The sequence below is a fragment of the Pseudomonas sp. FG13 genome (genome assembly GCF_057809755.1).
On sequence record NZ_JBMDKO010000001.1, the window covers coordinates 323,546 to 349,741 of the forward strand.

Consider the following 26,196-nt stretch of genomic DNA (forward strand, 5'->3'; position numbering starts at 1 on the left):
CGAATTGTTTTTATTGGGTCGGTTCGAAAAAAACCGATAACTCAGCTTCTTCTCTGCTCCCTGGCTGAGCAATGGTCTAAAAATCATTCAGTGCTGAAAAAAATTCAGCACTCATTCGTTCATGGCTGGCAGCTTGGGTGAAAAAGCTCAACAATCATGGGATTTTTTACGGAGCGACCTGCCATGCGTACCGATGTCGATGCCCCTTTGATACTCCCACCGCTGAAAGCAATTCAGGCGTTTGAACAAACGGCCCGGTTTAGCAACGTCGCCCGGGCAGCGGAAGTGCTGGACCTGACGCCTTCTGCGGTCAGTCACCAACTGGCGAAACTTGAAGGGATGATTGGTCGGCAACTGTTCGTTCGTGCCGCCCGCGGCGTGACGCTCACTCCGGTGGGAGAGCAGTACCTCAAGGAGGTCTCCGGGTTGCTCCACAGCCTGGCCGTTGCCACCGAGCGTGCGGCCAGCGATGTGAGCCTGGACTGTTTGCGGTTGCACTCGGCGCCGAGCTTCGGATTGTTGTGGCTAATGCCCAGGCTGGAAGCGTTTCGCGCTTCCAATCCTGATATTCAGATCAATCTGTCGTGCTCCTACGAGTCGCTGCATTTCAGTCGGGACAAGATCGACGTGGACATCCGTCACGGCACTGCCAACTGGCCAAGTTATGAAGTTCGCACCGTCCAAAACGAAACGTTTGCGGTGCTCGCTTCGCCGAAATTACTCGCGCAATGCCCGATCCGCCGTGCGTCCGATCTGTTGGATCGCGACCTGGTGCTTTCCGAGGCCACCCTGCTCAAATGGCCGCAATGGTTCGCGCAGCATGGCTTGGCGCGTCCGGAAAAGCCTTATGCATTGAGCTTCGACCGCTCGTATATGTCTCTGGAAGCCGCCAGTCATGGACTGGGTTTTGCCTTGGAAAGCACCTTGCTCGCGAAGAAGTACCTGGCGTCCGGCAGCCTGATCGAAGTGGCGCCAGAAACCCTCAGTGCGCCGGTGGCTGCTCACCACCTGGTGTTCCCCAAAGCCCACTCCAGCTTCCCGCGCGTCCGGCGTTTCCTGGAGTGGATGGAGAGTGAACTGGGGTATGGTTTTGCGTATTGAGTGGCCAGCGTTCCAGCGTTCTCGCTCGGACCTGAATCAGCGGGGGGCCTGTCCTTCACTGCCAGCCGTGAAACCGATATCGATGTTCTCGCCCACCGGATCAAAATCGCGATCCAGTGCCTGGAGTGCGAACGCGCATCACGGTTCGAGGTGCGGCCTCATCAGGTCCTCGAACCACTCGATGAATGCCCCGAGCCGACGCGTTCTCTGGCGCCGGTGCGGATACAGCAAGGAAACCGACATGGCGGCGGCACGAAACGCGGGCATGACCTCGATCAGTTCCCCACTGTCCAACAGGTGCTTCACGTCGAAGCGGGGTATCTGGATCAGGCCGAGCCCGGCACGGCAACAGGCAATGTAGCTCTCGGCATTGTTGACGACGACCCGACTAGGCACGTTACTGGTCTGCTCCTGCCCGTCGGCAGGAGGATGTTCCCAGGGTAACTCCCGCCCTGTGGTGGGAGAGGCGTAGCCAACCGCCCAGTGCCCGGCGGCAAGGTCCCCCGGCTGCTCCGGCACGCCGTGTTCATGCAAGTAGGCTTTGCTGGCGCAGTTGATCAAGGCGATAGCCCCTAGTGGTCGCACCGCCAGGCTGCTGTCCTGCAGGGTCCCCACGCGTACCGCGCAGTCAACGCCTTCCTGCACCAGGTCGATGGCGCGATCGGTAGAGCCGAGTGCCAACTGCAGCCGCGGATAGCGACGCAGCAGGCCCGGCAACGCCGGCGCGATGAGGCGTCGCGCAATGCGACTGGGTGCATCGATCCTGAGCTGACCAGCCACTTGCCGCTGGCTGCTCTGGAACAATTGCTCGACATCCTCGGCGTCCGCCAGCAATGGACGCAAGCGTTCGAGCAATTGTGTGCCATCAGCGGTCAGGTGGACCTGGCGCGTCGTGCGGTTCAGCAGGCGGGCGCCGATCTTTTCCTCCAGTTGTTGGATCGCGGCAGAAACGCTGGCGCGAGGCAATTCCAGCGCATGGGCGGCTTTGATGAAACTGCCCATTTCGGCTACGCGCACGAAGACGCGGTACTGATCGAGTTTGTCCATGTCTGCATTCAACCTTGGGAGCGGTACCAATCCCGGACGCGGAATCGGCATCCGTGGGACGGTAGGATGATCACCCCGCGAACCCTCCCTGATCCAGAAAGATTTGCTCCGCCATCGTGGTCTGGCGCAACAGTAGCGGATTGCGGTGCGGAAAACGGCCGAAACGGCGGATGATGTCGCGATGGCCCTCGGCATGGGAGCGGGCGGTCGGCCCCAGCCGGGTGTTGAGTGCCACGGACACGTCCTGGTCGGCGATGTCTTCCGAATGCGCAAAGGGCAGGCAGAAGAACAAACGCAGTTCCGGATCAACCGCGTCCATGTACCGTTGCGAATGCGCGATGCGTGCGAAGTGCCGCGCCAGTGGGTCGGTCGCGTACATGTGGCCAGTGCCGCGGAAAGCATTTCGCGGGAATTGGTCGAGCAGGATCATCAGCGCCAGCGCAGCTTCCGGTTCACCGATCCAGTGGTCGACCTCGCGTCGGGCCGCCGCCAGGTGCAGGTCCAGAAAGCGTTCGCGAAAGTGCTGATCCAAGGCCGGGTCCTTGTCAAACCATCGCTCTGCGCCGACTTCCCGCCAGAATTGGACCACGTCGGTCGCGCGTTCGCCGGTATTCAGCGGCATCGCCGGGTGTCGAGAAGGGATTATCGCCATCGCATCAGCCCTTCGGTTGCGCATTGCCCTGAATCAGGGATTTGCCGGCATAGATGCCGCCCGAAACCTCCATGGCCAGGCGCTCGGCGTCCGTGCGGCGCACCTGGGCCGCGAGTGCTTCGGACGTCTCGGGCGTCGCGCCGAGCGCCATCGAGGCTTCGCGGCCAAAAGCCATGGCCGATTCGAAGGTGACGCGGACCTGGTAGTCCACATCGACCTTGATCAGTTCGATGGCGTGTTCGCGGTCGTGAGCGCGGGCAAGCACCCGGGCATGGGGGAACGCCGCCTTGGCCTGTTCGACGATCCGCGTGGCGGCCCGCGCATCGTCCACGCACACCAGGATGGCCCGGGCATGGTGCGCGCCGGCGGCATGCAGTACATCGGCGCGCGTGCCGTCGCCGTAGTACACCTTGAAGCCGAAGTCACTGGCGTCCCGCGCCACTTGGGGGTCATTGTCGATGATGGAAATGTCGGCCCCCAGCGCCAATACATGCTGGCTCGCGATCTGGCCGAAGCGACCGAAACCGACGATGAGCACGCTGCCGGCCAGTGCGTCGGGCGCCTGCGCGCCTTCCATGGAAACCCCTGTCCTCGGCCCCCATCGCCGGTGTGCGATCACCGCCATCGGGGTCAGCGCCATGGACAGCACGATAATGGCCGTCATGTTGGCGTTGACTGTCGGATCGATCACGCGGTTGGCCAGCGCGGCAGCGAAGAGCACAAACGCGAACTCGCCGCCCTGGGCCATCAGCACGGCGCGGTCCAGGGCGTCGGCGTGGGAACTTTTCGCCAGCCGTGCCACGCCGTAGATGCACGCGCCCTTGATCAGCATCATTGCGAGCACGCCAGCCACGATGATGGGCCAGTTGCGCCCCACCGCGGCCAGGTCCAGTGACATGCCCACGCCAAGGAAGAACAGGCCCAGCAGCAAGCCGCGGAAGGGTTCGATGTCGGCCTCGAGTTGGTGGCGAAACGTCGATTCGGACAGCAGCACGCCAGCCAGAAAGGCCCCCATGGCCATGGACAGACCACCCAGTTGCATGAGCAGTGCCGCGCCCAGTACCACGAGCAGGGCGGCTGCGGTCATCACCTCGCGGGCTTTGGCGTTGGCCAGGATGCGAAATAACGGGTTGAGCAGCCAGATGCCTGCCCCAACCAGTGCCGCCAGCGCGCCGGCCGCGACGGCGATGCCAATCCAGCGTGATCCGGCCGCCGGCGCGGATGGATCAATGGGGGCGATGAACGCCACCAGCGCCAATAGCGGCACGATCAACAGGTCCTCGAACAGCAGGATGGCCACTATCTTCTGACCACGCGGGGCCGCGATGTCGCCGCGTTCGCCCAGCAGTTGCATGACGATCGCGGTGGAGGTGAGCACAAAGCCCATGCCGCTGACGAAGGACACCGCTAGCGAGAAACCGAAAGCCACGCCTACTCCGGTCAGCAGCAGGCCGCAGACCAGGATCTGCAAACTGCCCAGGCCGAAGATGTCGCGCCGCATGCTCCATAGATGGGAGGGCCGCATCTCTAAGCCGATGACGAAAAGGAACATCACGACCCCGAGTTCGGCGGTGTGCAGGATGGTTTGCGGATCGCTGAAAAGCCCCAGCCCGAACGGGCCGATCGCCAGCCCCGCTGCCAGATAGCCCAGCACCGAACCCAGGCCCAGACGCTTGAACAGCGGCACGGCCAGCACCGCCGCACCCAGCAAGATTACGACCTTGGTCAGGTCACCCGCACTGCCTTCGATCGACATGTTAGGTTCCTCAAAGTCAGCTGCGTGCCAACTGCCAGGCCGCAATAGCGGCCGCGATGGCAGGCAGCGCAAAGACCAGCAGCAGGATTGGAAACTCCTCGCGCGCGCTGTAGCCTGCATGGTTGACGCCCACCCACATGTTCACGCCCGCCACCAGCAGCCACACCGGCACGAATACCTTTGCCGCCAGCGCCATGCCTAAGGCGCTCGCGCCCCAGAGCCAGCCGAACAGGACGAAGACGCCCAAAAGAACCAACCCACCGCCTATTACCATCAGCACATGCATTTCGATTTTCCTCGTCCGTTGATGGGCTTCAATCCGGGCGCCTTCTCCCTCAACCCGTCAATCGATCGGCGAAATAATTCCGCCATTGATGAACCTGGTGACGCCCGTCATCCAGCGAGCTTCCGGTGAGACGAGGAATAGGCCGAGTGCCTTACTTGGTGGTGTAGCCGCCATTGATGAGAATCGTCTGGCCGGTGATCCACCAACCGTCGCTCACCAGGTGGCGAATGAAGGGCACCACATCCTCAATGTCGGTCAGGCCGGTTTTGCTGGACGACGAGAGCGCGGCAGCCGTCTTGTGGTACGCCACGGCATCGGCGCCTTCGGCCGGGTAGAAGAACGGCGTGTCCATCGGGCCGGGGCCGACCGCAGTCACTGAGATGCCCCGCGCACCCAACTCCTTGGACGCTGCGCGGGTGTAGTGCTCGACCGGTGCCTTGGTGCCGGCATAGGCGGCGTAGAACGGCGTGAACGCGCCCAGCAGCGAGGTACGACGGTGCAGATCTTGCCGTTGTCGTTCACCTTGCCGGCTTCCTTGAGGAAGAAGAAGGCTGTCTTGGAATTGACCGCCGTCATCTCGTCGTATTCGGCCTCAGTTATCTCGGCCATGGGTTTCTTGAGCACCTTGCCGACGGTGTTGATAGCGATGTCCGGCTTGCCTACAGCGCTGATGGTATCGGCAAATAGCTTCTCGACGGCACCCGCTGTGGTGAGATCAGCCTGCAACGCGACGGCTTGCGCACCGCTGGCCTGAATGGCCGCGACGGTCGCATCGGCATCGGCCTTGGAAGAAACGCTGTTGTAATGAATGGCGATGGCCTTGGCGCCTTGCGCGGCTAGGTCGCGGGCGATCAGGCCGCCAAGGTTTTTGGCTCCGCCAGCGATCAGTACTACCTTGCCCTTGATGGAATGGTCTGCCATGGTAAATCTCCTGCACGGGTGGAAGGAGTTTCAGCATAGGCGCCCATATGCGTTGGATAAATCAGGCTTGGCTGGATGGATTATCCATAGAATCCGCCTAATCGTACGGTCGCTCAAACATTGCCGACGAGGGCCGCGCCATCTGGTGTCCGTTGTGGCCAGTGCATTCTCAATCTGATTGATATGGCGAAGTGGACCAGAGTTTTAACTTGAGCTCAGCGACGTGTGCAACCGTGGTGGTTTCCTCGCGTCCGGGTGGTGGACACCAATGGCTGGAAGATCCAACATCTGAGGCGGCCAGGTCTGCGTATATGGCGAGTTCACGGTCGCACCACGTGCTCATCTGGGCGGTGAAAAGGCTCAAACCTGTGCAAGCAGAAGTGCTCACTGCGCTGGGCTTTGAATTCGCCTAAACAATATTCGGGGAAAAATGTGGTACTCGCAGTTTGACAAGTGCTGCAAGACGTTGGCCTAAGGTTTCATTTATAGCTGCAGATATTCTGGTGGGTCTTGGAGGCGTTGCCCTGCGGTTGCGGCTTTGAGTTTACTGATGAGGTAGGGAGGCTTCTGAATGTTCTGGCTGGGGCCATTCGAGTACAAATCAGAAAAAGAGCTTTTGGATCGGCTCAAGGACTATCTACAAAAAGCATCAGTCGGTGTGATCACCAACAAGCTTGCAGTCAAGAAACTGCACCTGTTACTTGCGATGCACCCGGACGCGGACAGAAAAGTTGGCGTCGGAATTGACCACTTCAGGATTGAAAGAAATGCATTGGGGGCGGGTAAGGGGATCTGGCTCGTCCGCGTGGATGGCAGTGAAGATACCTTTTCCTACAAGCGGTGTATCACAGGCGTCGTTCAATCATCCCAAGGCAAGGTATGCGAAGCACTGAGGTTTGCAGTGCGCCCGCAATTGGTCGCATTTCGGGATGCACTTGGTCTGCCTGTAATGTGTGCGGCGAGTGGAGTGATCATCACGCAGCGAAAAGATTTGCACATTGATTGAGCGCACTGACGAGTGGATAGATGGTTTGAGGTATGCGAGTGCGCGCTGCGCCAGTGCCGTTGAGATGCTTTTTCCTTCTTTCCGATTTCTGTGGTAAATACTCTCGCCTCAAGAAGCGCATCCCCTGTCGTTTCGCGAAGCTTCTGGCTAGACGGCCAGATCAATGGAGTAAAGAGGTCAGGCATGGAGCCACAGTCGACACATACGCTCATCGCCATGAACGATGTCTGCCAGTCTTATCCTATGGCAGGGCAAGATATGCCCGTTCTGCGCGATGTGACGCTCAGTATTCGACGTGGGCAAACGTGCGCGATTCTCGGTACATCCGGGTCCGGCAAAAGCACACTGCTGAACATCCTGGGACTCCTTGACCGTCCGGCATCCGGCCAGTTCTGGTTCGCTGGCCGTAACATGATCGAGGCGACGGCTGACGAGCGCGCTCATCTACGCAACCGTGAGATCGGTTTCGTGTTCCAGAGTTTCAATCTGCTTCCCCGCCTGACTGCGCTCGACAACGTTGCCCTGCCTCTTTTCTACCGGGGCTTTACGCGCAGCGAAGCGCGTGAATGCGCGAGGATCCAGATAGCGCGTATCGGGTTGGGTGATCGAGCTCATCATCGGCCCGCCGACCTATCCGGTGGACAGCGCCAGCGTGTTGCGATTGCGCGAGCGTTAGTGGGCAGTCCTTCCTTGATTCTTGCCGACGAGCCAACGGGTAACCTGGATCGCTCAACGGCCCATGACGTGATAGATCTGCTGCTCGGTCTCAACGATGAGAGAGCGGTGACATTAGTCATGGTGACCCACGATGCGCAGTTGGCCGAACGCCTTGAGCGCTGTTTGCAGGTGCAGGATGGGATTTTGAAAGAAACTGCGAACAGGCGAGCGATGACGGATGCTTGAAGGTTCGCTTCATCGTCAAGGTCCGGGCCTTCTGCAAACACTGATTGAGTCCCTGGACAGTCTGCGCCTCTTGGGGCGGCGATCGTGGTTGGCGATGCTGGGCATCGCAGTTGGCTGCGCGGCGATTGTTGCGCTGCTGAACATCGGTCAGAACGCCGCGAATGAAGCGATGACAGCTTTCAAGGGGATGGGGGCTGAGACCATTGTGGCGTCGTTTCCATTCTCGCCGCTCAACAGTCGAGCGCTGCCGCCCACGCTTGATACTCGCTCGCTCCTGAAAAAGCTCCCTGCCATCGCTCAAGTGGCCCCAACGACATTTCATTCTGGTCAAGTTCGTTACGCAGGGCGAACGGTCGACGCGGTCGTTTTGGGAACGACCGGAGGATTGGCCGAAACTCTGGATCTCAAACTGGCTCAAGGGCGCTTTATTTCCGATTTCGATCAACAGGCCACCTACATCGTCGCGGGGGCCAAGGTTGCTCATGAGTTGGGAGTCGGTGGACCGGGCAGGCCGCTGGTCGCGGGTATGCAGCTTCAGATCGAAGGGTATCTGTTTGAAGTGATCGGTATTGCACGACCTCAGGCTCCGAACCCCTTGATCCCGATTCAGGTAGATGAAGCGTTGTTTATACCGATAGAGAGCATGAGGCGGCTCCAGCCGTCTCCACAACTCAGCAGTGTGATTGCCAAGGTGCGCAATGGTGCAGTGATCACGGAAAGTGCACAGGACTTACGTACTTATCTGGAAGGGGTGCTCAAGGGGCATGACATTGAGGTTCTGGTGCCACAACAGCTGATCGACAGCCTTACACATCAATCCAACACATTCTCCTATCTGCTGGCCGGTCTTGGGGGGATTTCCCTCCTGGTCGGAGGGGCCGGCGTGATGAATGTGATGCTCATGAATGTCTCTGAGCGTCGTCGCGAGATTGGCGTGCGAATGGCACTCGGTGCCCGGGCACGCGACATTCGGATGTTGTTTCTTCTGGAGGCGGCTTGTTTGTCAGTGACGGGCTCACTGGTCGGGGCGGCCGTCGGACTGCTTTCAGCTTTTTTGTTCGTATGGTTTTCAGGGTGGCGATTTACCTTGGCCATTGAATCTCTGCCGCTGGGAGTGGGAAGCTCCTTGTTGATCGGCCTATTCTTCGGCCTCTATCCCGCCGTGACCGCGTCTCGCCTGCAACCGGTTCAGGCCTTGCGAGATGATTGAGCACAACCGATTTTCGATCTTGCTGGGGCTGCTGTGGACGCTATCTGCGTCGACGGTGTTCGCCGCGCTCACGCCGTCTCAGGCATCGATGCCAGGTGTCGCAGTGTCGTTGCGGGCTGAAACGATCAATCTGACGTTGGCCGATGCTGTCTATCTGGGGTTGCGAAGCAACCGCTCCATCCGGAGTGCCTACCTTGAGCGTGTTGCGCAGAAGTTCGATTTGCGCGTCGCAGAGGACCTGTTCACACCCAAGTTGGTATTGAGGGGTGACTATCGGGGTGAGCGCAGTGAAAGCGATGGTTCACGCTATCGGCAGTTGTCGCCAACGACCACTCTGTTGGGGGAGTTCGGTACACGGCTAAGTCTCTCTTGGGCCAATCAGTTGACCGATAGCAATAATGACGGGCGTACCCGCAGCGATGGTGCGACGTTTACGCTCATACAGCCCTTGCTTCGGGGGGCTGGAGTGGAGGTCACGACAGCGCCGATGCGTTCAGCAAGGCTTTCCGAGCTGACGAACCGTCTTGCCTTGAAAGCGGCGGTGGCTCAAACCGTCACGCAAATCATCACGTCTTACCGGGACGTACTTCGCGCGCAAGAGCAGTTGCGTATCGCGACAGAGGCATTAAGCCGTTCACAGCAGTTACTTGACGTCAACAGAGCCATGATTACTGCCGGCCGTATGGCTGAATTTGAGATTGTGCAAACCGAGGCCGACTACGCCACTCAGGAGCTGGGTGTTCAAGAGGCCCAAAACCAATTGGATGCCTATCGCCTGGAGTTGCTTCAGCTTTTGGCATTAGGACTGGAGTCGCGTATTCAGGCGGTAGAAACAATGGATGCGACGCCTGTTCAGCTCAGTCGAATGCAGGCGCTGGATACTGCGTTGGAGCAGCAGCCTGCTTACCTTGGGCAGTTGATCGCACATGAACAAGCCAGCATCAACCTGGCGGTCGCCCGCAATAACCAGCTATGGGATGTCTCATTGGTCGGCGGAGCAAGCCAGGTCAGTGACCGTTACCCTGATAGAGAGGGGCAGCGTTCGGATCGTCGCTGGGAGGGCTATGCGGGGCTTCAGGTTGAGATTCCGATTGGCGATCTTAACCGTCGACAGGAGGTGGTTCGTGCTCAGGTGAATCTGGAGAACCAGGGGATTGAGGCAGTCGAGGCTCGACAGACGCTTGAGCGAGATGTCACGAACGCGGTTCGCACGGTAGGCACGCGCTGGCGCCAGTATGAAATTTCATTGCGTGCGCGGGATCTATCGCGCCGAAAGCTTGATATCGAACGACAGAAGTTACAGGTCGGTCGCTCCAGCAATTTTCAAGTCATCAGTTATGAGACAGATTTTCGTAACGCACAAAATACGAGCCTTGATGCACTCATAGCTTACTTGAATGCAAGAACGCTGCTGGATCAGGCATTGGGTACCACATTGTCGAGCTGGGATATTGCCCTTAATGATTAAAGGAATCGGATTGGCTTGTCGGCGCAACGTACGTTTGCTCCTAATGGCGGCTTGTATGGCGCTGGCGGTCGTTGCGGTGGTGGTTGCAATATCTCGGCTTCCTCAAGAGCAGGTCGCGGCGGCCAGTTGGCTCAAGGTGGACTATCAACCTTTGGAAAATCGACTGGGGCTTGTCGGACGTATTGAGGCTGCGATGCAACAAACCATGTCGTCACCTTTCGAGGGGCTTGTCGCGGACGTTGCGGTAAAAGAAGGTCAACGTGTTGAGCGTGGACAACGCTTGCTTAGCCTTGATACGACGCAACTGGATATCCAGTTGCGTTCTGCCTTGGCCGAGCAGTTGATCGCCAGGCGCAATGTGTTGGAAGTCGAGAGCTGGTCTCAGGGGCAGGATGTTGCTCGGGCAAAACGGACGGTTTACAGCGTCCAGTCCACCTTGGCAGATAACGAGCGCCGATTGGCAGAAACCAAAGTTCTTCTGGACCAGGGGATTGTACCGCGGATGGAGCTGGAGGCAGTCGAGCAGCAGGTCAGGTCGCAACGTCTGGATCTGTCCGCTGCCCAGTCGGAACTCGGCGAAGTCCTGAAGAAAGGTGGAGAAGAACACCTTCGGATAGTCCAGATGCAATGGGCCAACGCCCAGTCACGTTATCAATCGCTACTTGAGCAGCAGGCACAGCGAGAAGTGCTCGCACCGTTCGCGGGCGTGGTGATCCGTTCTCGTACGCCTCAGGGAAGTGGTGCTAATCTGCCGTTTGTACAAAAAGGCCAGCGTGTCGGCCAAGGCGTTCCCTTGTTCGAGTTGATCAATATCGAGCAGGTGCAGGTTGTTGCACGGGTCGAGGAAAGCGATGTTCACCAACTCCGTGCGGGGCTGCCGGTGGAAATTACCGGTGATGGTTTCGGTGGCATGGTGCTGCATGGTCAGATTGAGAGCGTCGGTGTACAGGGGATCGATGCGCAGGCCACGTCTGGTGGCGCATTTTATGAGGTGATCGCCTCTATTCAAGGTATCGCGAGCGAGCAACTGCAGCGATTGCGACTTGGTATGAGTGCGAGGCTGCAAATTGTCACCTATCACCGTGATCGTGGTCTGGTGGTGCCGCTTGAGGCACTGTCTAGCGACAGCCATGGGCAATCGATTGTGACTTATCGCCCTACCTTGTCTGAGAGAGCAAATCAGGTGGTCGTAAAGACAGGGCGGGCCATGCCTGGTGGTATTGAGGTAGAAGATCTGGCGCCGGGATATGTTGAGTTGAGATCCTCGTTATTTTAACAAAATTGCTGGGGTTAGTGTTTGCAAATATAAAGTTTATGATACAGTCCTGCTGTTGATAGGGATGTCATAGTGTGTGTCACTAGGATTTGTCGTGTTTGCGGGATGCAAGAGCACGTCATGCGCCTTACGCATTATTTCTCTCATTGTCTAGATGGCAAAGCTGATCTTCTTCGGTGGAAAGGGTGTGTCTGGACTTTCATGTTTCTATAATGTGCGAGTTTTTGCTTTTTACCGAGTTGTTGTGGTGTGGAGGGGTTTCGCTGCGCCATGAAAATGTATGTATGGAATTTAAACCAAAAGGAATAAGTGCATGAAGATGTCGAAATCTGTTTTGTCGGTGCTGACTGTTGGTATGTTGGCGGCAGGTTCAGCGCTGGCAGGTCCTCCAGTAGCTGTTACTTTCAAAAATCTTGGAACCGCCGATGCTACGTACACGATTATTACAAATAATGAAGCCACGACTAATGTAAATTCGGTCCCGAAGCCAGTGACTACTGTCAAGGCGGGTGGTGCTGATACCTATACTGTTCAGAGCAATCTTTCGCCTATTGCCAACTATGCGAACCTGCGCTACACCATTGGCGGGAAGACTTGCACGTTCCTGGCAACCTATGTTGGGACAGTCGGCTCAGGAGGCTCGACTATTCCAAAATGGAACAATACGGCAACACCTAGCGGTGGCGCAGTGTGTACGGCGAAAGTAACTTCGACCAATATCTCCACCTACGCCTGGTCTGTTGAATTTACCATGAAGTAAGGCCCAAGCCGGGCCTGGCGGTTTGGCTGCTTGCGCAAAGGCTGCCCATGCCGCTGGGCCTGCGCCGGTTTTGTTCGTCCATTCATCGTGAAGCACTACAGTTTTTTTGAGTGCTGCCGATAATAAACTTACTAGCCACGTTTTCAGGAATGGCTGATAACAGGGAGGACATTATCTTGGTCGGTTCAATTAATTCAAATGCGTTTTCTGGTTCGCAGGTTTCCAATGTGGCGGCGAGCCAAAATGAATCGCTGACGAAAACTCAGGTGGCAACTGAAAGCGCTGGTATTGGTAGTCATAAGGATACCAGTCGCCTTTCTTCACTCTCTCTACAGTTGAGTGAGAGTGCCGCCCGTGCAACGGCTAGAGATTCGAGTATGAGCAGGAAAGAGCTTGGCGCGAAAGCGAATGAGCTTTTGAGCAAGATTTCCGGTGATGGTTATTTTATCAACAAAAAAGCTAATGATGCTGAGGTGCCTGACACTCAGGATCCTGTGTTATTGGCTCGTGCGGCCAATGCAACGCAGTTTGTCAATGGCAGTGGCAAAAATCCATTTGCGGGCATGTCGAGCGATCAGCTCTCATTGATTATCTATGATGACAGTGGAAGTTTTACGACTAACGAGCGTCGCGCGGCGTGGAGTGAATCGTCAGATCAGGAATATGCCTGGCGCCAAAAGATTGTTGCCAATTCGATCGCTGAATATAATGAAACCGGAAAGCTGACGAAATTCTTTACTGCAGCTCTTGAGCACTATAAGGAGTTGCCCGCTATTGAGCAGGCACAGTACCCAAATAGTTATGAGGCAAAGTTGCAGGGTTGGATAGCACTCGATTTCAACTACAAGACCCATACCGTTGAGGGTAAGGGGAGTCCTCAAGAGGTGATGGGCAAGGTCTTGAATCTCGACAAGCAACTGTTTGATGACGCTGGAGCAGATACGGTTTGAGTGTGGCACTCACCCAAGATTGGGCTGTCCAAACAAAATGCGCCGCATCGTCGTAATGCTGGTCACTTAAGCGGAGCAGTTTTATGATCCGCCGGAAACCGGGTCGTTGAAATCTTCACCGTCCTTGGCCCTAAGGCCTTGGACGGTGACCCAGAAATATCCCTCCAATCCTCGATCTTAACTCCGCCCAACGTCTGCCCATTGCTGATATCGGGTTCGCCGCTGCCATGACGATTAACTGAGCGGCGATGTGCCTTGATACCCTCAAAAAACAAGTCCAGAATCAAGTCTTTTCCTGCCCTGGCAAGAAAAGAAACCCCTTACATTTCAATGGGTCGGACACCAGATACGGGTCTCGTTTCCCGCTCCAATTATTTTTCTATAGACTTCCATTGAAGTATGTAGAAACCAAAAAAAGAGGCTTCGGCCTCTTTTTTAGTTCCAGTAAAGTCCACTCTGATACATCAATAGCCGCAATTTTTTAGTACATTTTTTAGTACATCAATTCGACGCTTGGTAAATCAGTTTTTAGAGTTGCTTGGCACTCCGAAAACGGTACAACCCTCCTTCATCCATATGAGTGGAGTTAGTACAATGGTCCTTACCAATACGGCGGTCCGACACGCCAGGCCTCGCGCCAAAAACTATACCCTCCCTGACTTTGATGGCCTTGCGCTTTTCGTCAATACGAAAGGCACCAAAAGCTGGCACTTCCGTTTTTCTTGGGCGGGCAAACAGCCTCGTATTTCGCTCGGTACTTATCCTGAAATAGGCCTACGCGATGCTCGCGCTCTGCGTGATATCGCCAGGGCGCTGGTCGCGATGGGTCTCGACCCCCGCGATCCGCGACGCCTTGAGCGCAATGCCAAACGATGTGATGCAGATCTTCAGCCCTAGGGAGGGGCGGGACCGCCCGTTCTGACGTCGTGGACTGCTGGGAATTCAAGCAGTGCTGAACTGGGTTGTGCCGACTCTCGGTCCACCATTGCTGGTCTTTAGCGCGCTCGCCACGCCTGAAAGCCAAGATCGTATCCTTAGACTTTTAGTCCCAGAAGTCACCGTGCTGATCGACGGCATGGCGTGCTCCCCTCAATCCTACCTATGTATCCGGATGAATGGAGGCTAGGCCAGGGCTGGGGTTATCAAAGATATGCTAGTATTTGATAGCGCAGATAACTGGTGAGGAGATTTCCATGAGCGTTACAGAGCAGTCGGGCGTCTCCACTTTGGTCGGTACGCCTAAGGAGGCTCGGGCGAGCTTAAGCCGCTCGCATGCGGACCGAGTGCTGGTCGTGTCTTTTGATCAGGTCAACCTCAGCGTATTTGAGGCGTTGGCGGAAAACTTCGCCAATGTGGCTTCTTCGATGTACGAGGTGCTGCAGGAGCGTCAGGACCCGAAGTCGCTGGAGCGACTGGCCGAGGTGTTTGTGACGCGTAAGCCGCCTTCGCCTCGCTTGCTCAAGGAAGCGGCAATGCTGGTACAGGCCCGCAAAGCGGTGTTGGAAAGCGGTGACTGGCTGACCGCCGCAGACATCGCCCAGGTGGCCCAGTTGAGTACTAGAAACCCGAGTGCCCAGCCCAACAAATGGAAAAAGCAGGGGCAGATCTTTGCCATCAGCCACGGTGGGGTCGACTATTTCCCTGGCTACGGCTTGGACCCGGACGCGGGCTATCGGCCGTTCAAGGCACTGGCCAAAATCATTGAGGCTTTCGCTGGCCACAAGGACGGCTGGGGGATGGCTTACTGGTTTTGGTCCGATAATAGTTTTCTGGGAGGCAAAAGACCTCAGGACCTGTTGGCATCGGCGCCTGATCGGGTGATTGCTGCCGCACAGGATGAAATCCAAGGCATTGTCCATGGCTAAGCAGCGTACCGAGTTCAGTGAGGGTAGGGCGACGCCTACCACGGATTTGGCGGCGTCCGTTACCCCAGTGCTTACGGCTACGTTGCACGTCACTTTCACCGTGATCGCCAAAGGCGATGTGCTTCACCGTGTGCACCAGGATAAGTATCAGCCTGATCAATTCAATCCTGGTGTGCACGGCAACGCACGCTTCAGCCCGATCCAGGATGATCAGGGGCGGGCGATTCCCACCTTGTATGGAGGCACGACAGTCGATTGCGCCTTGATGGAGACCGTCTTCCACGACGTTCCCCATACGGCTGGGTTTAAGAGCTTCGACAAAGGCAAGCTGACTGGACAGGTGCATTCTGCCGTCCAGGTTAGCCAACCGCTGCACCTGGTTGATCTGTCCAGCGTGCCACTGCGGAAACTAGGCATCACGCGCAAACAATTGATCGACACTGAGAAAGATCAATATCCTGCGACGCGCAAATGGGCCGAGGCAATCCACCGTCAGTGTCCAGATGCCCAAGGGCTGTCTTGGGTGTCGCGACAAGATGATTCGGCACGTGCGGTGGTGCTCTTCGGTGATCGGATTCCTGACGGCGCACTCCATCCGCAGGGGGCGTCACGCAGCTTGACCGGCGACCCGACTGTGTTCGACACGGTGCTCAATCTGGCAGAGCGGATTGGGGTCGTTATCATCGCGGGAAAAAGCTGAGTCAAATTGGCCGAACAGTACCCCTAAAATTCGCTCTCTGAAGCCGGAATTGCCATTCATTAGAACTCGCTGAGGAGGGCGGGCTTCTGTGGGGTGTCGGGGGTTCCGTAGAAGGTTTATGCAGCGTCGACGGCCAAATACGTCTTGCGTGCATCCCAAGGAAGGGCGGTGCTTATCCCTGAACTCAGAAATGACATGATGGCTGGCTCCGTGCTGGCCTTAAGCGGAGCTCGTTATGATCGCCAACCAACCGATGAATGATGAACTGGTGAGCCGGCTGGAAGAAAAAATTCCAGCCATGGTGAAAGTCGCGATCAAAGCTGCTTATATCAATACGCTGGCGGCCGGACTCAGGGTGATGGAAATCAGAGGTGGCATGCTCGTTGAAACAACGGCCGATGGTCCGCACACGGTTATTCGGATGGCCAAGCCCAAGCATAAGGTAGCTTCGGGCAGGATTATCAAGGTGCGCCACCTTTCATAATGGGAGGTTGAGAGCGCCCGTATCTTCACGATTTCGCCGCGCAGCGCGCGGGAAATCTGCATATTCGTCATGTCAGTCTTTGTGCTTTGCGCGAAAGATAGTCGCCAAGCTCGCCATCGCATGGGCCGTCAAATCAGTGACCCTGGGCTCTCAGCTTAGCCAAGCCCTGCTTGATGTGTCCGGCATTTTCTCCGATGGTGTGAAGTGCACCTCGGACGTTGGCACCAATCTCCGCTGCACCTTGGTCTTCTACCTTCAAGGTCAGCTCCATCACCGCGGCCTCCAAGGCGAGCTGATTTTGGTACAGCCGCTCGAGCACATCAGAAAGTGAATATTCGGTGGGCATTGTTTCGACTCCAATCGAGGACTCATGAGCGTAGCAGCGGAAGGACGGAAACCAAAGAGGATAGGCCGAGAGTACTTGCTGAGACTCAGTGGCAGCAATCGGCGGAGTGAGTCACCAACCAACGCGCAAGTCGGATAGCGTACTGCTGATATTCCAGCGCTGTGATTGGTTCAATGGTACGAAGTGGCTGAACCACACCTGCCGCGTGCATTCTACGTGCGCCTGAAACTGCTCAAGCGTAAGCTTCAGCGGGCCTGTCAATGAATCGAATTCAAAGGCAATACGAGCGTGTTTTCGCTAACGGTGGCCTGAGCGTTTCTAGTATCTGCGTCATCATGGCGCTGAAGCCTTTCTGGGCTGTCAGTAGGGCGATTAGCAAGCATTCGACGGTAATGGTCGGTGTGGGCAGATTACGATTGGTTTTCTAACGTCTTGACTGTTGCCTGCGCGACCACCTACCAAAGGCAGCTGCCAATTGTTCGAGTACTGCCTTCTCCAGATCGGCATCTCGGCGATCTGCAGGACAGGGTCACTTTTCTACCAGCGACCCCGTATCAGCTTTTTCTGGCCTTAGAGTCGTGTTGCGTTGACCGATTAAATCCACAGCTAAGGGTAGCCAATGAAAGGCCGCTACGATATTGGGGGCGATCGTAGTGGCACAATGGCTAGATATCGCTTAATTTAGCCCTAAGTCAAATCTGGGATCAGGGACGTTAATGAGAATTATCAATCATGGGAAAGGAATTCACCAGCGGGAGATCCCTGGCATCAGCTATTTGCAAAAGCATTTGCCTGATGAATGGATTGGCCACACCAATCTGGCGCTCTCACTGCCACTTGGAGCCCGTGAAATAGATTTAATTCTTTTTGCGGTAGATAGAATTTTTTTGATTGATCTTAAAGATGGTTATGGAAAATACGCTAGTGCTAATGGTGGATGGACACTCAATGGGAAACCACTTGAGGGACAATCACCTGTTCAGAAAATTCTGGACAATACTCGGGAGACTAGCTTTCTCTTAGCAGATTTTTTGGACAAGCATTCCAAACGTACAGGATATCCAAAACTTCTTACTCCGAGGCTTTATGGGGTAGTGGTTCTAACAAGTAGCCATGATTTGAATGGTATCGCGCCCACAGAAATAAATTCGGTCTTCACCGCAAAGCAATTCGTAACCACAGTGAAGGACACTAGCGCGCGAATAGAGCGCTTCGGAGGAGTCGCATCGGACTTTGTAACTACTCCAATTTGCTCGTCCGAGTGGGGGAGATGGCTAAATCAGTTTTTTAATGTTAGCTCGGGCCACTTCAAACACGGGGTGCGTCGCTACGGTGAGTATATTGCTACTGAGCAAAGTAGTGCGAGTTATATACATCAAAATGAGATCTTTCAGGAGTTTATAGTAAACGATATTTCAGCAGCTCAGGCAGTGGGACTTCTGAGACGCTGGGACTTTTCAAAAGCTGATACCCGTTTTCAAACGGAAAGTGGTCGCTTCGAGATCGCCGGTCGGGAAAGGAGTATTATCGGCTGGCTCAACGATAGAAGTGAAAACTGTGCAAATGCTGTACTTCAACCTAAGGCCGAAGACCCAGAAAAAAGTGTAGAATATTGGGAGGTTTACGATCTACGTAAGCGAATGAAGCGGCTTTCCGAATTCGCCAGAAGCGAGCTTCCTCGTTTAAGATCGGAAGAAAAAATAGAGATTGCAAGGCAGCTGATTCATCAAGCCAACTGCCTCCATAATTATCAGACGGCCCATCTTGACATAGGTGAGCATAGTGTTTGGATTGGATTACCTAGTGAGGTAAAACTATCACATTTGATGGCTGCTAAGTATCCGGAGGCAGAGTCGCTCGGCGAAAATCGATACCAGTTTCTATCTAGTACGAACCTGCCGGATGACATTATCGATTTCAAATCAACACCAGAGCAGAAAGATGTTTTTCACCTTGGAGTACTGATACATTTGGTGCTATTTGGCACTATTCCAAAGTCGGAGCCTCCTGAGTGGAAAAACTCTATAGATGTAGGGAATCAATTCAGACACCTGCACCATGTCCTAGAGCGCGCCCTTGCCTGGGACAACTCGAGATATGCAGATGCGTCAAAGTTCCTAGAAGAATTCAACAATGCACTAAAGCCTATAGATACAGGCGCTGCAATTCTAAAGAGACTAGAAACATTTAAGTCGATCGGCTCTCAAAGACAGCTATTCAGACAGTATCCTGATGAAGTTATTATTTCTGATGATGATTTCAAAACGATATGGATTGCTGAAAAAGGCGAAGAGAGATTTCTTGGGAAACTGTGGAAAAGAGCCTCTTGGAGTGATGGAGGAATAGATCAACCTCGCATTCTTGATTTTCTTGAAAAAGCGAGACAATATGCTAACTCACCTCCGCCGGGATGCGTACAGCTTCGCGACGCGTATTGGTTGTCAGATTCATTTGCACTTATCCAAGACTACGTTGATGCACCTAGTTTAAGCTCGCATGCAATAATGGCTGACTCTGCCTCCCTACACCAAACACAACGACTAAATTTTATACTTGCATTGATCGAAAGCGTTATAAAGCTTCATGATTCAGGTTACGTTCATGGAGATTTGAAACCAGATAATATTTTGGTGTGTGGTGAGGGCATGGAGCCTAAACTGATCGATTATCTCGACTTTAGTTGTCTGGCTGATGGGGAAATAAGTACATCTGCATATTCACCTTCTTCGGGTGGCACATTAGAGCGTGATAGGTATGCAGTTACAAAAATAGTTGAAGAACTATTAGTTAATGACGGTATTGATGATGGCGTGCGCAAGGTGCTAGATGGTGCGCTCGCCGAGTATCGCGGCACTATCTTAGCCAACGCCACTCTACTCCCTCTTCGAGATGCTGTGGTTAGCATTTTACGACCAGAAGGCTCACAAGCAAAACGTAGTTTATCAATTGCACTATCTGAATCTAGGTCGGGCGATATTTTGCCTGACGAGGGTTTTTTTGGGTACGGGTTCAACAAAAATAAGCTTTTTATCCGAGGTGTTTCGGATATTTTATACTTTAGCTTCTCCAACAAAACACTAAACAAGGTGAAACTTTCAAGTGCTCCCCAAGCAGAACATCGCCGTCTGCTGCGGATGCAGCAAGGTATATTTTCTGCCTCTCTCGCTGTCATTGGAGGTGTACAGGACTCGTACGCGGATTTTATTGAGCTTTTCAAAGAGAGCCCATTTATTGAGTTGATCGAGAGTAAATTTACCGAAAGTGATCAGACGAATGATGAATTAGATATTTCGGTCGAAAATGAAGATCCAGAAGCCGAGGGCGAAGTAACTCAGGCAGAAACGGACGAAGACGCTGTCACCGAAATAATTGAGAAAAGCTACGGTAGGTCAAGGTCGAGTACGCCTGATCTCTGGCGCGCTTTAGTAGATGTGGAGGTCGGTTTAACAAACGAGGCCACAACATTGGGACCTAGTACTTTCAGAAAAGAGACAAAAGTACATGCTGTACCAATAATTCTAGAGTGTGGAACGTTCGAGTTTTCTCGTCACGACAAAGTAACTGTTGAAAAGCTGGGTAATGATAATCGTTGGAGACGGGTTGGTTTACTAGATGTGTCGAAATCAAGTGCAGAGTTTATCCACATAGATGACGGCGGCAGAAGCACATTCATGGGAAACCTACTGGATGCAGAACAACGATTGCGATTTCAGAGTCAACTGCACTTTTCTGATATTACTCGTCGCGACGCCGCGGTTAAACGCATCCTAAACCGGGAGTCAGTAGTCAGAAATCTAATAGACTATTTTGACCCTGATGTATCCCCCCCAATTGTAGAGCAAAAAATTGATATAGATGTATTAGAGGTTCAAGCTACGTATGGTCTTAACCAACGCCAAGCTGAAGCATTAATCCGCGCCTTTCAAGTAAGACCAATGAGTCTGCTTCAAGGGCCGCCCGGAACCGGCAAGACACGATGGATTGGAGCTTTAGTTCACTATGCGCTGTCAAAAAACATTGTACGAAATGTACTCATCGCAAGCCAATCCCATGAAGCTGTCAACAATGCAGCCCAAGCTGTTTTAAAACTTTTCCCAAGTACAGAAGATGCCCCAAGCATTATCCGCATTGGTCAAGAAGAAAAGGTTTCCGAACAACTTCTCCCTTATCATGTGGCAAAGGTCGAGCAACTATACAAAGACAAGTTCCGGGCAACACTCAAACAAAGACTTACAGCGGCTTCCGTTTCTATCGGCCTGCCGGAAGAAGTTGCTGATGTGCTAATTAAAGTTGAAACAACGCTAAGCCCGGTTTTCGAGCAATTGAATGCCTTATCCGTAGATGTTATTCCTGAAGGGGTGCTAGTTCGAGTTAAAAGCTTGTTGCAAACAATAGATACTTTGCTATCTGGTTTGGATCTAGATGTTGAAACACCTAAGCTGGAATCTCTTCCTGACAGTTTTTTTATGGACGATGTTTACTCTGTAGTCGCCCGTAAGTTTCGATGCGCACCTGATTTGATCGCGAAACTTCGATCTGTTTCCCGATTGACTCAAGACATAATTGGGAGCGTTTCTACTGCGGATCGGAGTTTCGAAACTTTTCTCGCAGGCACGCGGCAGATTGTGGCTGGTACCTGTGTTGGTCTGGGACGCTCGTCTCTTGGCTTGACATCAACCGCTTTTGACCTCGTTATTATTGATGAGGCTGCACGCTGTTCTGCCAGTGAACTGGCCGTTCCTATGCAAGCCGGACGGTGGATTGTTCTCGTTGGAGATCAACGCCAGTTGGAACCACGGAGTCAGGAAAAAGTGGTCGCGATGGTGGCTGATCAAACTGGCTATCCGGCTGAGGATATTGTCAAAAGCGCTTTCGAACAGGTGTTCGAAACTCCGTTGGGAGCGAAAATCAGTCAAAAGCTTAACGTCCAATATCGAATGCTACCTTCAATCGGAAGGGTTGTTGCAGATACCTTTTATGACAAAGATTTGAAACCTGGCAGAACACATACGGACGATGAAGAAAAGGTTAATCCTTTAGGAATTCACCATCCTTTAACATGGATTTACACGGATGAAATGGGTGATGCCGCATTCCAAAAGCCACATATTGGCAGGGGGCGAAAATCTCTAATTAACCAAGTTGAAATTGATCTAATTGTAGGAATACTCAGCGAATGGAGTAATGATGAGGACTTTCTACATTGGTTGCGCGAGCGAGGAAATTTGGAACCCGCGATTGGGGTGATTTGCACATATGGTGCTCAGGCGGTTGCTATTCGCCACAAAATCCAGTTAGCCAACTTAAATGAAGAAATTCTAAGCTCTCTGAAAGTTGATACTGTTGATAGTTATCAAGGCAAGGAAAACCGTATAGTCATATTATCACTTGTACGAAATAATGCTGATGGCACTCGCAACAATGATGGAGCCACAATTAGGCCAGGATTCATGTCTCGTCCAAATCGAATAAACGTAGCTGTAAGCCGGGCTATGGATTGGTTAATTATTGTTGGAGCAAAGAGTCGATGGATGCCCGGTGGCCCCATGGCCGAACTGGTAGATCATTTCAGTGGGGAGGTAAAATTTGGTAATGGAATATTCGTTGACGCAGTAGGTCTTATTGAGAAGCAGCGAGAACATCAAACAAATGGTATTTCGTCGATTCGCAAAAAAATTAGTAGCGAGGAGAGTCTGTGATGGATCAGCTTACTTCAAATAAACTTGAGCTAGAGAAAGAAGACTCTAACATAGAGATAGGTATCTATGATGTTTTCCTTCCTTGCCGTCGTTATCGGATAAATTTCAAGGTCGCCGAGACTGGAAAAGCTTCATTAACCACCGAGTTTTTACTTCGATTAATCCACTCCATAGACGGCATGTATGAATCTGAGGTTTCGAAATTTTTCGACTTCTCTGCGGTTGAGATGACTTATTTGCTGAATGAGTCTGTAAGTCTTGGCTACATAAATCGTGACTCTGGACGACTGTGGCTAACAAGCGCAGGACGAAATCTTTTTGTTCCTGATAATGATAGCCCTCAAATTTTCAATGTTGATAACAGCTCGCTGGACATTGGTTTTGACCAAATATCTTTTGCACCACAAGAGAAAGGTTGGACCGATCATTTCGACCCTGCATTGCCAGAACTTGCCATTGACCCCGCTACTGCTAGCAAGGGCACAGAACAAGTTACTATTTCGTTCAAAAAACACTTCAGTGAGATTGCTTTTCGACGCGAATTTAAATCTGGTCCTAGAAAGTCACTTTACTCAATTGATAGCGTCTCCCCAGGAGACCGATTTGTTGCTGTAGTTCCGGTAGTAGTAAAAGCACAAAAAACTCTACCTTCTCGAGGTGAGCCAGATCTAACAATTTGGCGTTCGGAAGACGAGCTGGATCATAGGTCAAAAATAACTCCTGCTGTAGCTAGATTCGTGGACGAATTACGCTTTTCCTTGCCGAGGGATGCGAAAGAGCAGTATAAAGTTTTGCTTGATTTGGCGCCAAATTTAATGGGGGAGTATTCTAGCAAAGAGGTAGTGTCTGTAAAAAAATTCTATAAAGAGGTAGTATCATTAAAATCAGCGGGATTTCGAAAAAATAGGACTACTATTCCTATAGTTGGCCCGCTATTCACCGCAAAAAATATACGATTAATATTAAATGGATTAGCTTTAGGTGTTGCCAACACACCGACGGAAAGCCTACCTACTAAATTTTATTGGCGTGCGCCTTATACTTGGCACTGGGGTCGAACCAGAACTTTGCCGGAGTTAATCGATAGGTTGTCGCAGTTGTTATCCAGCAAGTCGGAGACTTATGACCCTACTGTCTCGGCAATTCTACTTCGTGACGAAACTCATCGCGCACCTGACAAAGCTTTCCGTAAGACTATCCAACTTACAACAGGAGAGCTGCCTCGCTCTGTCGAAATATTACTAGTTCCAGGTTTACTGGTTGCCGTCCTAGTACATCTACCTGTTGAGGCCGCACATGGTCACGCCGTACCACTTGGTTTTGTCAGCGTTGACGCGTCCGTCATTATTAAAGCAGAAGAACTACTTAGTACAGTTACAAATATCGAGACCCCTTCTGTACGGCCGAATGAAAGCCATTTTGAATTACCTGATGAATCAAATTAATTTATCGTCATGCAAATTAGCCGAAGATCTTCGGCGGCGCTACCCGGTATCGCCTGATTTAGAGAGTTGAAGTCCCTCTCAGGAATGAGCATCTGATAGAGTTCGAGGACTGAAAATGACGGCACAAGGCTTTCATCTGACTCTTTTTCTACCTTCAGGCTTCGATCACTTCATGAACACCTTTTGTTTCCGAGGGGACAGGATTCATCACATGTTCGAGCTGATGCTTGCGCCTGGCATGAGGGTAGTGCACCGACTCACGATTCTGCCTGACCCAATCTTCCCTGACGTCGAGGAGGAACTGCTGGCCGACATCACCCAAGACGAGTTGATGGGGTGGTTGCCTGCGTAGACGACGCTCACGTCATCGTCGATACGCTTCGCCAATGTAACCCGCAAGACAATCCGCACCAGAATGCTGAGAACCCAGACCCGCTACGAAGCATGCCGGAGTTTTAGCCATGGCGAGCAGCCAATCCACCGAAGCGACCAAACTGCTGGACTATTACCTTGATGATTCTGTCGATACAGAATACGCAATCATGCTCTCTGCCCCATGGGGAGCTGGGAAAACCCACTTCATCAGGAAATATCTGGACCACCGTTCGGCTCGTATGACCGAGGAAAAAGGACCTTACTACTTGTATGCAAGCCTATTCGGCGTCACGGCTATTAGTGCGATCAAAGATCAATTCTTCGCCCAGATTCATCCTCAGCTCAACTCAAAAGGTTTTCAGCTTTTCGGAAATGTGGCCTCTGGGGTTCTGGAAAAGTTTTCCGGCGCTAAGGGTGGCACTCAGGCTTTGAAGGAGTTGTTACTGAATCTGGACGGCAAGGTTCTGGTAATCGATGACCTAGAACGCTGCTCGATGAAAATCTCGGATGTCTTGGGCTTCATCAATACTCTCGTCGAGCATGAGAAACTTAAAGTGATCATCCTCGCCAACGAGAGCGAGATCCCCAAAGCCCAGCGTGAAGACTATGACAAGCAGAAAGAGAAGCTTGTAGGCAAGACCATTGAGGTGAAGGCAGATCCTGCTGAGGTCCTGGACAAGCTAACGAGCGACCTGAAGTCAGGCGCTGCCAAGGAGATCGTGTCTGCTGAAAAGACTGCGTTGCTGGCCACTTTCAACGCTTCAAAGAAGCCCAATTATCGCAATCTGCGCGCCGTGCTAGCGGACTTCCAGCGCCTGGTGGGGGTAGTGGATAAGCGGCTGAGCGATGCTCCAGATGCACTGAAGCAGCTCTTGTTGTACATGATCGCGACAGGATGTGACGCCCGCAGTGCAGAATTGAACGAGGATATGCTCCGGCAGCTTCCGACTACCGCTTTCTCAATAGGAGGGCTGTTCTCGAAATCAGAAAAGACTCCTACCGAGCAAGCCTTCGAGATGCTCAAGAACCGCTACCCCGAGGTCCGCTGGACGGACCCCATCGTCAGCCTGAAACATCTGGCCGATCTGTTCTTCAGCGGCAAAATCGCTGTAGATGCAATCAACGATGAGTTAGCCCGCCATCCAGATGTAGTCGGGCACGCTCATATCCCGGCATGGCGGCTTCTCTGGGATTGGTCACGCATGAGTAAATCGGGATATGAGAAAGCCAAGGCTGAGCTGTTGAGTGAACTGGCTGACGAAAAGCTTACTCATCCAGGTGTGATTCTGCATGTGGCAGGAATCGCCATTACCCTACGTGGATATGGTGACCAGTTGATAGGCGGCGAGGGGGACCTACTGAAGTACTTCACTGAGTATGTGTCCAGGCTGGTAGACGCTGGTACGTTAATACCAAACAAGGGTGTCTATGGCTTCGACAGCATGAGCGCTGTTGGGCTTGGATATTCTTCTTATACAAACCCAGAATTCACTGCTGTCTACACGATGGTGAAGGACGCCAGTGCAGAAGTTTTACGTAGGCAGTTGAAGGTAAAAGCGCACAGCTACGTTGCGCGCTTGGCGATTGGGCCTGATACCTATTCTTCGTTATATGAGTACGGCATTGAGGACGAAAACTATGGCAGTACACCATTTCTTCACCATACAAATGTGGAGGATCTGGCGGATCTCCTGATCGCCGATTCTCGCACCAATGACCAGCTTTTCGCGTCGCTCGCAAAGCGATACGAGCATAATTTCCAAATTGGCCAACCCCTGAAGGATGAGTACGAGTGGATCGAAAACTTGAAGACTCATTTACTGACAGTGGCCGATGCTGACACTGCGCCGTTTGCAAAAATGCTCCGTGATCGTGTGAGCTACTATTTCGAAAAAATTGGAGAGGGAATCGGTCGGCCCGCAACCGCCAGCTAACCCTCTGGTTTA

At 53.2% G+C, this 26,196-nt stretch carries 20 protein-coding genes and 3 pseudogenes; 16 read left to right on the forward strand and 7 right to left on the reverse strand.

All coding sequences use genetic code 11. From position 1 onward, the window contains the following. Positions 1-183 precede the first annotated feature (183 nt). Positions 184-1,101, forward strand: a complete 918-nt coding sequence (locus ACODTO_RS01430; protein ID WP_258632661.1) for a LysR substrate-binding domain-containing protein — start codon at positions 184-186, stop codon at positions 1,099-1,101. A gap of 138 nt (positions 1,102-1,239) precedes the next feature. Here ACODTO_RS01430 and ACODTO_RS01435 read toward each other — a convergent pair whose 3' ends face one another. From ACODTO_RS01435 to ACODTO_RS01455, 5 genes and pseudogenes are all read right to left on the reverse strand, one after another. Beyond that, a complete protein-coding gene (locus ACODTO_RS01435) occupies positions 1,240-2,148 on the reverse strand; it encodes a LysR family transcriptional regulator (RefSeq protein ID WP_258632663.1) in 909 nt (302 codons plus the stop codon). A 70-nt stretch (positions 2,149-2,218) separates the two neighbouring features. Then, a complete protein-coding gene (locus ACODTO_RS01440; protein ID WP_258632665.1) occupies positions 2,219-2,770 on the reverse strand; it encodes a DUF924 family protein in 552 nt (183 codons plus the stop codon). Between the two features lie 34 nt (positions 2,771-2,804). Further along, positions 2,805-4,556, reverse strand: a complete 1,752-nt coding sequence (locus tag ACODTO_RS01445) for a monovalent cation:proton antiporter-2 (CPA2) family protein (protein ID WP_258632667.1) — start codon at positions 4,554-4,556, stop codon at positions 2,805-2,807. 16 nt (positions 4,557-4,572) lie between these two features. Beyond that, complete coding sequence (locus tag ACODTO_RS01450) at positions 4,573-4,842, reverse strand: hypothetical protein (RefSeq protein WP_258632669.1); 270 nt, start codon at positions 4,840-4,842, stop codon at positions 4,573-4,575. Positions 4,843-4,993: 151 nt separating this feature from the next. After that, a pseudogene (locus tag ACODTO_RS01455) lies at positions 4,994-5,763 on the reverse strand (SDR family oxidoreductase). A 571-nt stretch (positions 5,764-6,334) separates the two neighbouring features. Here ACODTO_RS01455 and ACODTO_RS01460 point away from each other — a divergent pair. From ACODTO_RS01460 to ACODTO_RS01490, 7 genes are all read left to right on the forward strand, one after another. Then, the gene (locus ACODTO_RS01460) at positions 6,335-6,769 is read left to right on the forward strand and encodes a DCL family protein (protein ID WP_258632671.1); all 435 of its coding nucleotides are present in this window, start codon (positions 6,335-6,337) and stop codon (positions 6,767-6,769) included. Positions 6,770-6,952: 183 nt separating this feature from the next. Beyond that, positions 6,953-7,672 (forward strand): ABC transporter ATP-binding protein, encoded by a 720-nt coding sequence (locus ACODTO_RS01465; protein WP_258632673.1) that lies wholly within the window; start codon positions 6,953-6,955, stop codon positions 7,670-7,672. Next, the gene (locus ACODTO_RS01470; protein ID WP_258632675.1) at positions 7,665-8,882 is read left to right on the forward strand and encodes an ABC transporter permease; all 1,218 of its coding nucleotides are present in this window, start codon (positions 7,665-7,667) and stop codon (positions 8,880-8,882) included. The genes ACODTO_RS01465 and ACODTO_RS01470 overlap by 8 nt, the downstream gene beginning before the upstream one ends. Next, positions 8,875-10,350 (forward strand): TolC family protein, encoded by a 1,476-nt coding sequence (locus ACODTO_RS01475; RefSeq protein WP_258632677.1) that lies wholly within the window; start codon positions 8,875-8,877, stop codon positions 10,348-10,350. Before ACODTO_RS01470 ends, ACODTO_RS01475 begins: the two co-directional genes overlap by 8 nt. Positions 10,351-10,405: 55 nt before the next feature. Continuing rightward, positions 10,406-11,626, forward strand: a complete 1,221-nt coding sequence (locus ACODTO_RS01480; protein ID WP_258632678.1) for an efflux RND transporter periplasmic adaptor subunit — start codon at positions 10,406-10,408, stop codon at positions 11,624-11,626. A gap of 313 nt (positions 11,627-11,939) precedes the next feature. After that, positions 11,940-12,386 (forward strand): hypothetical protein, encoded by a 447-nt coding sequence (locus ACODTO_RS01485; RefSeq protein ID WP_079302855.1) that lies wholly within the window; start codon positions 11,940-11,942, stop codon positions 12,384-12,386. A 176-nt stretch (positions 12,387-12,562) separates the two neighbouring features. After that, on the forward strand, positions 12,563-13,336 hold the full coding sequence (locus tag ACODTO_RS01490; RefSeq protein ID WP_489105838.1) for a hypothetical protein: 774 nt from the start codon (positions 12,563-12,565) through the stop codon (positions 13,334-13,336). A gap of 62 nt (positions 13,337-13,398) precedes the next feature. Here the strand turns inward: ACODTO_RS01490 and ACODTO_RS01495 are convergent. Next, positions 13,399-13,586 (reverse strand): annotated as a pseudogene (locus ACODTO_RS01495) (IS4 family transposase); the annotation flags it as partial. Between the two features lie 344 nt (positions 13,587-13,930). Here ACODTO_RS01495 and ACODTO_RS01500 point away from each other — a divergent pair. The 4 genes and pseudogenes from ACODTO_RS01500 to ACODTO_RS01515 form a co-directional block, all read left to right on the forward strand. Then, positions 13,931-14,197 (forward strand): annotated as a pseudogene (locus tag ACODTO_RS01500) (Arm DNA-binding domain-containing protein); the annotation flags it as partial. A 299-nt stretch (positions 14,198-14,496) separates the two neighbouring features. Continuing rightward, positions 14,497-15,201 carry a hypothetical protein gene (locus tag ACODTO_RS01505; RefSeq protein ID WP_489105839.1) on the forward strand — a complete coding sequence of 235 codons (705 nt, stop codon included), beginning with the start codon at positions 14,497-14,499 and terminating at the stop codon, positions 15,199-15,201. Further along, positions 15,194-15,901 (forward strand): RES family NAD+ phosphorylase, encoded by a 708-nt coding sequence (locus ACODTO_RS01510; protein ID WP_489105840.1) that lies wholly within the window; start codon positions 15,194-15,196, stop codon positions 15,899-15,901. The genes ACODTO_RS01505 and ACODTO_RS01510 overlap by 8 nt, the downstream gene beginning before the upstream one ends. A 235-nt stretch (positions 15,902-16,136) precedes the next feature. Continuing rightward, the gene (locus tag ACODTO_RS01515; RefSeq protein WP_489105841.1) at positions 16,137-16,385 is read left to right on the forward strand and encodes a hypothetical protein; all 249 of its coding nucleotides are present in this window, start codon (positions 16,137-16,139) and stop codon (positions 16,383-16,385) included. Positions 16,386-16,518: 133 nt separating this feature from the next. Here ACODTO_RS01515 and ACODTO_RS01520 read toward each other — a convergent pair whose 3' ends face one another. Continuing rightward, positions 16,519-16,731, reverse strand: coding sequence for a hypothetical protein (locus ACODTO_RS01520; protein WP_043042088.1), 213 nt, complete (start codon positions 16,729-16,731; stop codon positions 16,519-16,521). A gap of 716 nt (positions 16,732-17,447) precedes the next feature. Here ACODTO_RS01520 and ACODTO_RS01525 point away from each other — a divergent pair. From ACODTO_RS01525 to ACODTO_RS01540, 4 genes are all read left to right on the forward strand, one after another. Beyond that, positions 17,448-22,430, forward strand: coding sequence for an AAA domain-containing protein (locus ACODTO_RS01525; protein ID WP_489105842.1), 4,983 nt, complete (start codon positions 17,448-17,450; stop codon positions 22,428-22,430). After that, positions 22,430-23,875, forward strand: a complete 1,446-nt coding sequence (locus tag ACODTO_RS01530) for a hypothetical protein (RefSeq protein WP_489105843.1) — start codon at positions 22,430-22,432, stop codon at positions 23,873-23,875. Before ACODTO_RS01525 ends, ACODTO_RS01530 begins: the two co-directional genes overlap by 1 nt. A 211-nt stretch (positions 23,876-24,086) precedes the next feature. Continuing rightward, positions 24,087-24,227 (forward strand): hypothetical protein, encoded by a 141-nt coding sequence (locus ACODTO_RS01535; protein WP_489105844.1) that lies wholly within the window; start codon positions 24,087-24,089, stop codon positions 24,225-24,227. A gap of 109 nt (positions 24,228-24,336) precedes the next feature. Then, positions 24,337-26,184 carry a P-loop NTPase fold protein gene (locus tag ACODTO_RS01540; RefSeq protein ID WP_489105845.1) on the forward strand — a complete coding sequence of 616 codons (1,848 nt, stop codon included), beginning with the start codon at positions 24,337-24,339 and terminating at the stop codon, positions 26,182-26,184. Positions 26,185-26,196 lie beyond the last annotated feature (12 nt).

What these genes read in the sequence shown, in the direction of transcription:
- ACODTO_RS01430 (WP_258632661.1), top strand. Translation starts at nt 184, where the DNA reads ATGCGTACCGATGTCGATGCCCCTTTGATACTCCCACCGCTGAAAGCA.
- ACODTO_RS01435 (WP_258632663.1), bottom strand. Translation starts at nt 2,148, where the DNA reads ATGGACAAACTCGATCAGTACCGCGTCTTCGTGCGCGTAGCCGAAATG.
- ACODTO_RS01440 (WP_258632665.1), bottom strand. Translation starts at nt 2,770, where the DNA reads ATGCCGCTGAATACCGGCGAACGCGCGACCGACGTGGTCCAATTCTGG.
- ACODTO_RS01445 (WP_258632667.1), bottom strand. Translation starts at nt 4,556, where the DNA reads ATGTCGATCGAAGGCAGTGCGGGTGACCTGACCAAGGTCGTAATCTTG.
- ACODTO_RS01450 (WP_258632669.1), bottom strand. Translation starts at nt 4,842, where the DNA reads ATGCATGTGCTGATGGTAATAGGCGGTGGGTTGGTTCTTTTGGGCGTC.
- ACODTO_RS01460 (WP_258632671.1), top strand. Translation starts at nt 6,335, where the DNA reads ATGTTCTGGCTGGGGCCATTCGAGTACAAATCAGAAAAAGAGCTTTTG.
- ACODTO_RS01465 (WP_258632673.1), top strand. Translation starts at nt 6,953, where the DNA reads ATGGAGCCACAGTCGACACATACGCTCATCGCCATGAACGATGTCTGC.
- ACODTO_RS01470 (WP_258632675.1), top strand. Translation starts at nt 7,665, where the DNA reads ATGCTTGAAGGTTCGCTTCATCGTCAAGGTCCGGGCCTTCTGCAAACA.
- ACODTO_RS01475 (WP_258632677.1), top strand. Translation starts at nt 8,875, where the DNA reads ATGATTGAGCACAACCGATTTTCGATCTTGCTGGGGCTGCTGTGGACG.
- ACODTO_RS01480 (WP_258632678.1), top strand. Translation starts at nt 10,406, where the DNA reads ATGGCGCTGGCGGTCGTTGCGGTGGTGGTTGCAATATCTCGGCTTCCT.
- ACODTO_RS01485 (WP_079302855.1), top strand. Translation starts at nt 11,940, where the DNA reads ATGAAGATGTCGAAATCTGTTTTGTCGGTGCTGACTGTTGGTATGTTG.
- ACODTO_RS01510 (WP_489105840.1), top strand. Translation starts at nt 15,194, where the DNA reads ATGGCTAAGCAGCGTACCGAGTTCAGTGAGGGTAGGGCGACGCCTACC.
- ACODTO_RS01515 (WP_489105841.1), top strand. Translation starts at nt 16,137, where the DNA reads ATGATCGCCAACCAACCGATGAATGATGAACTGGTGAGCCGGCTGGAA.
- ACODTO_RS01520 (WP_043042088.1), bottom strand. Translation starts at nt 16,731, where the DNA reads ATGCCCACCGAATATTCACTTTCTGATGTGCTCGAGCGGCTGTACCAA.
- ACODTO_RS01525 (WP_489105842.1), top strand. Translation starts at nt 17,448, where the DNA reads ATGAGAATTATCAATCATGGGAAAGGAATTCACCAGCGGGAGATCCCT.
- ACODTO_RS01530 (WP_489105843.1), top strand. Translation starts at nt 22,430, where the DNA reads ATGGATCAGCTTACTTCAAATAAACTTGAGCTAGAGAAAGAAGACTCT.
- ACODTO_RS01535 (WP_489105844.1), top strand. Translation starts at nt 24,087, where the DNA reads ATGTTCGAGCTGATGCTTGCGCCTGGCATGAGGGTAGTGCACCGACTC.
- ACODTO_RS01540 (WP_489105845.1), top strand. Translation starts at nt 24,337, where the DNA reads ATGGCGAGCAGCCAATCCACCGAAGCGACCAAACTGCTGGACTATTAC.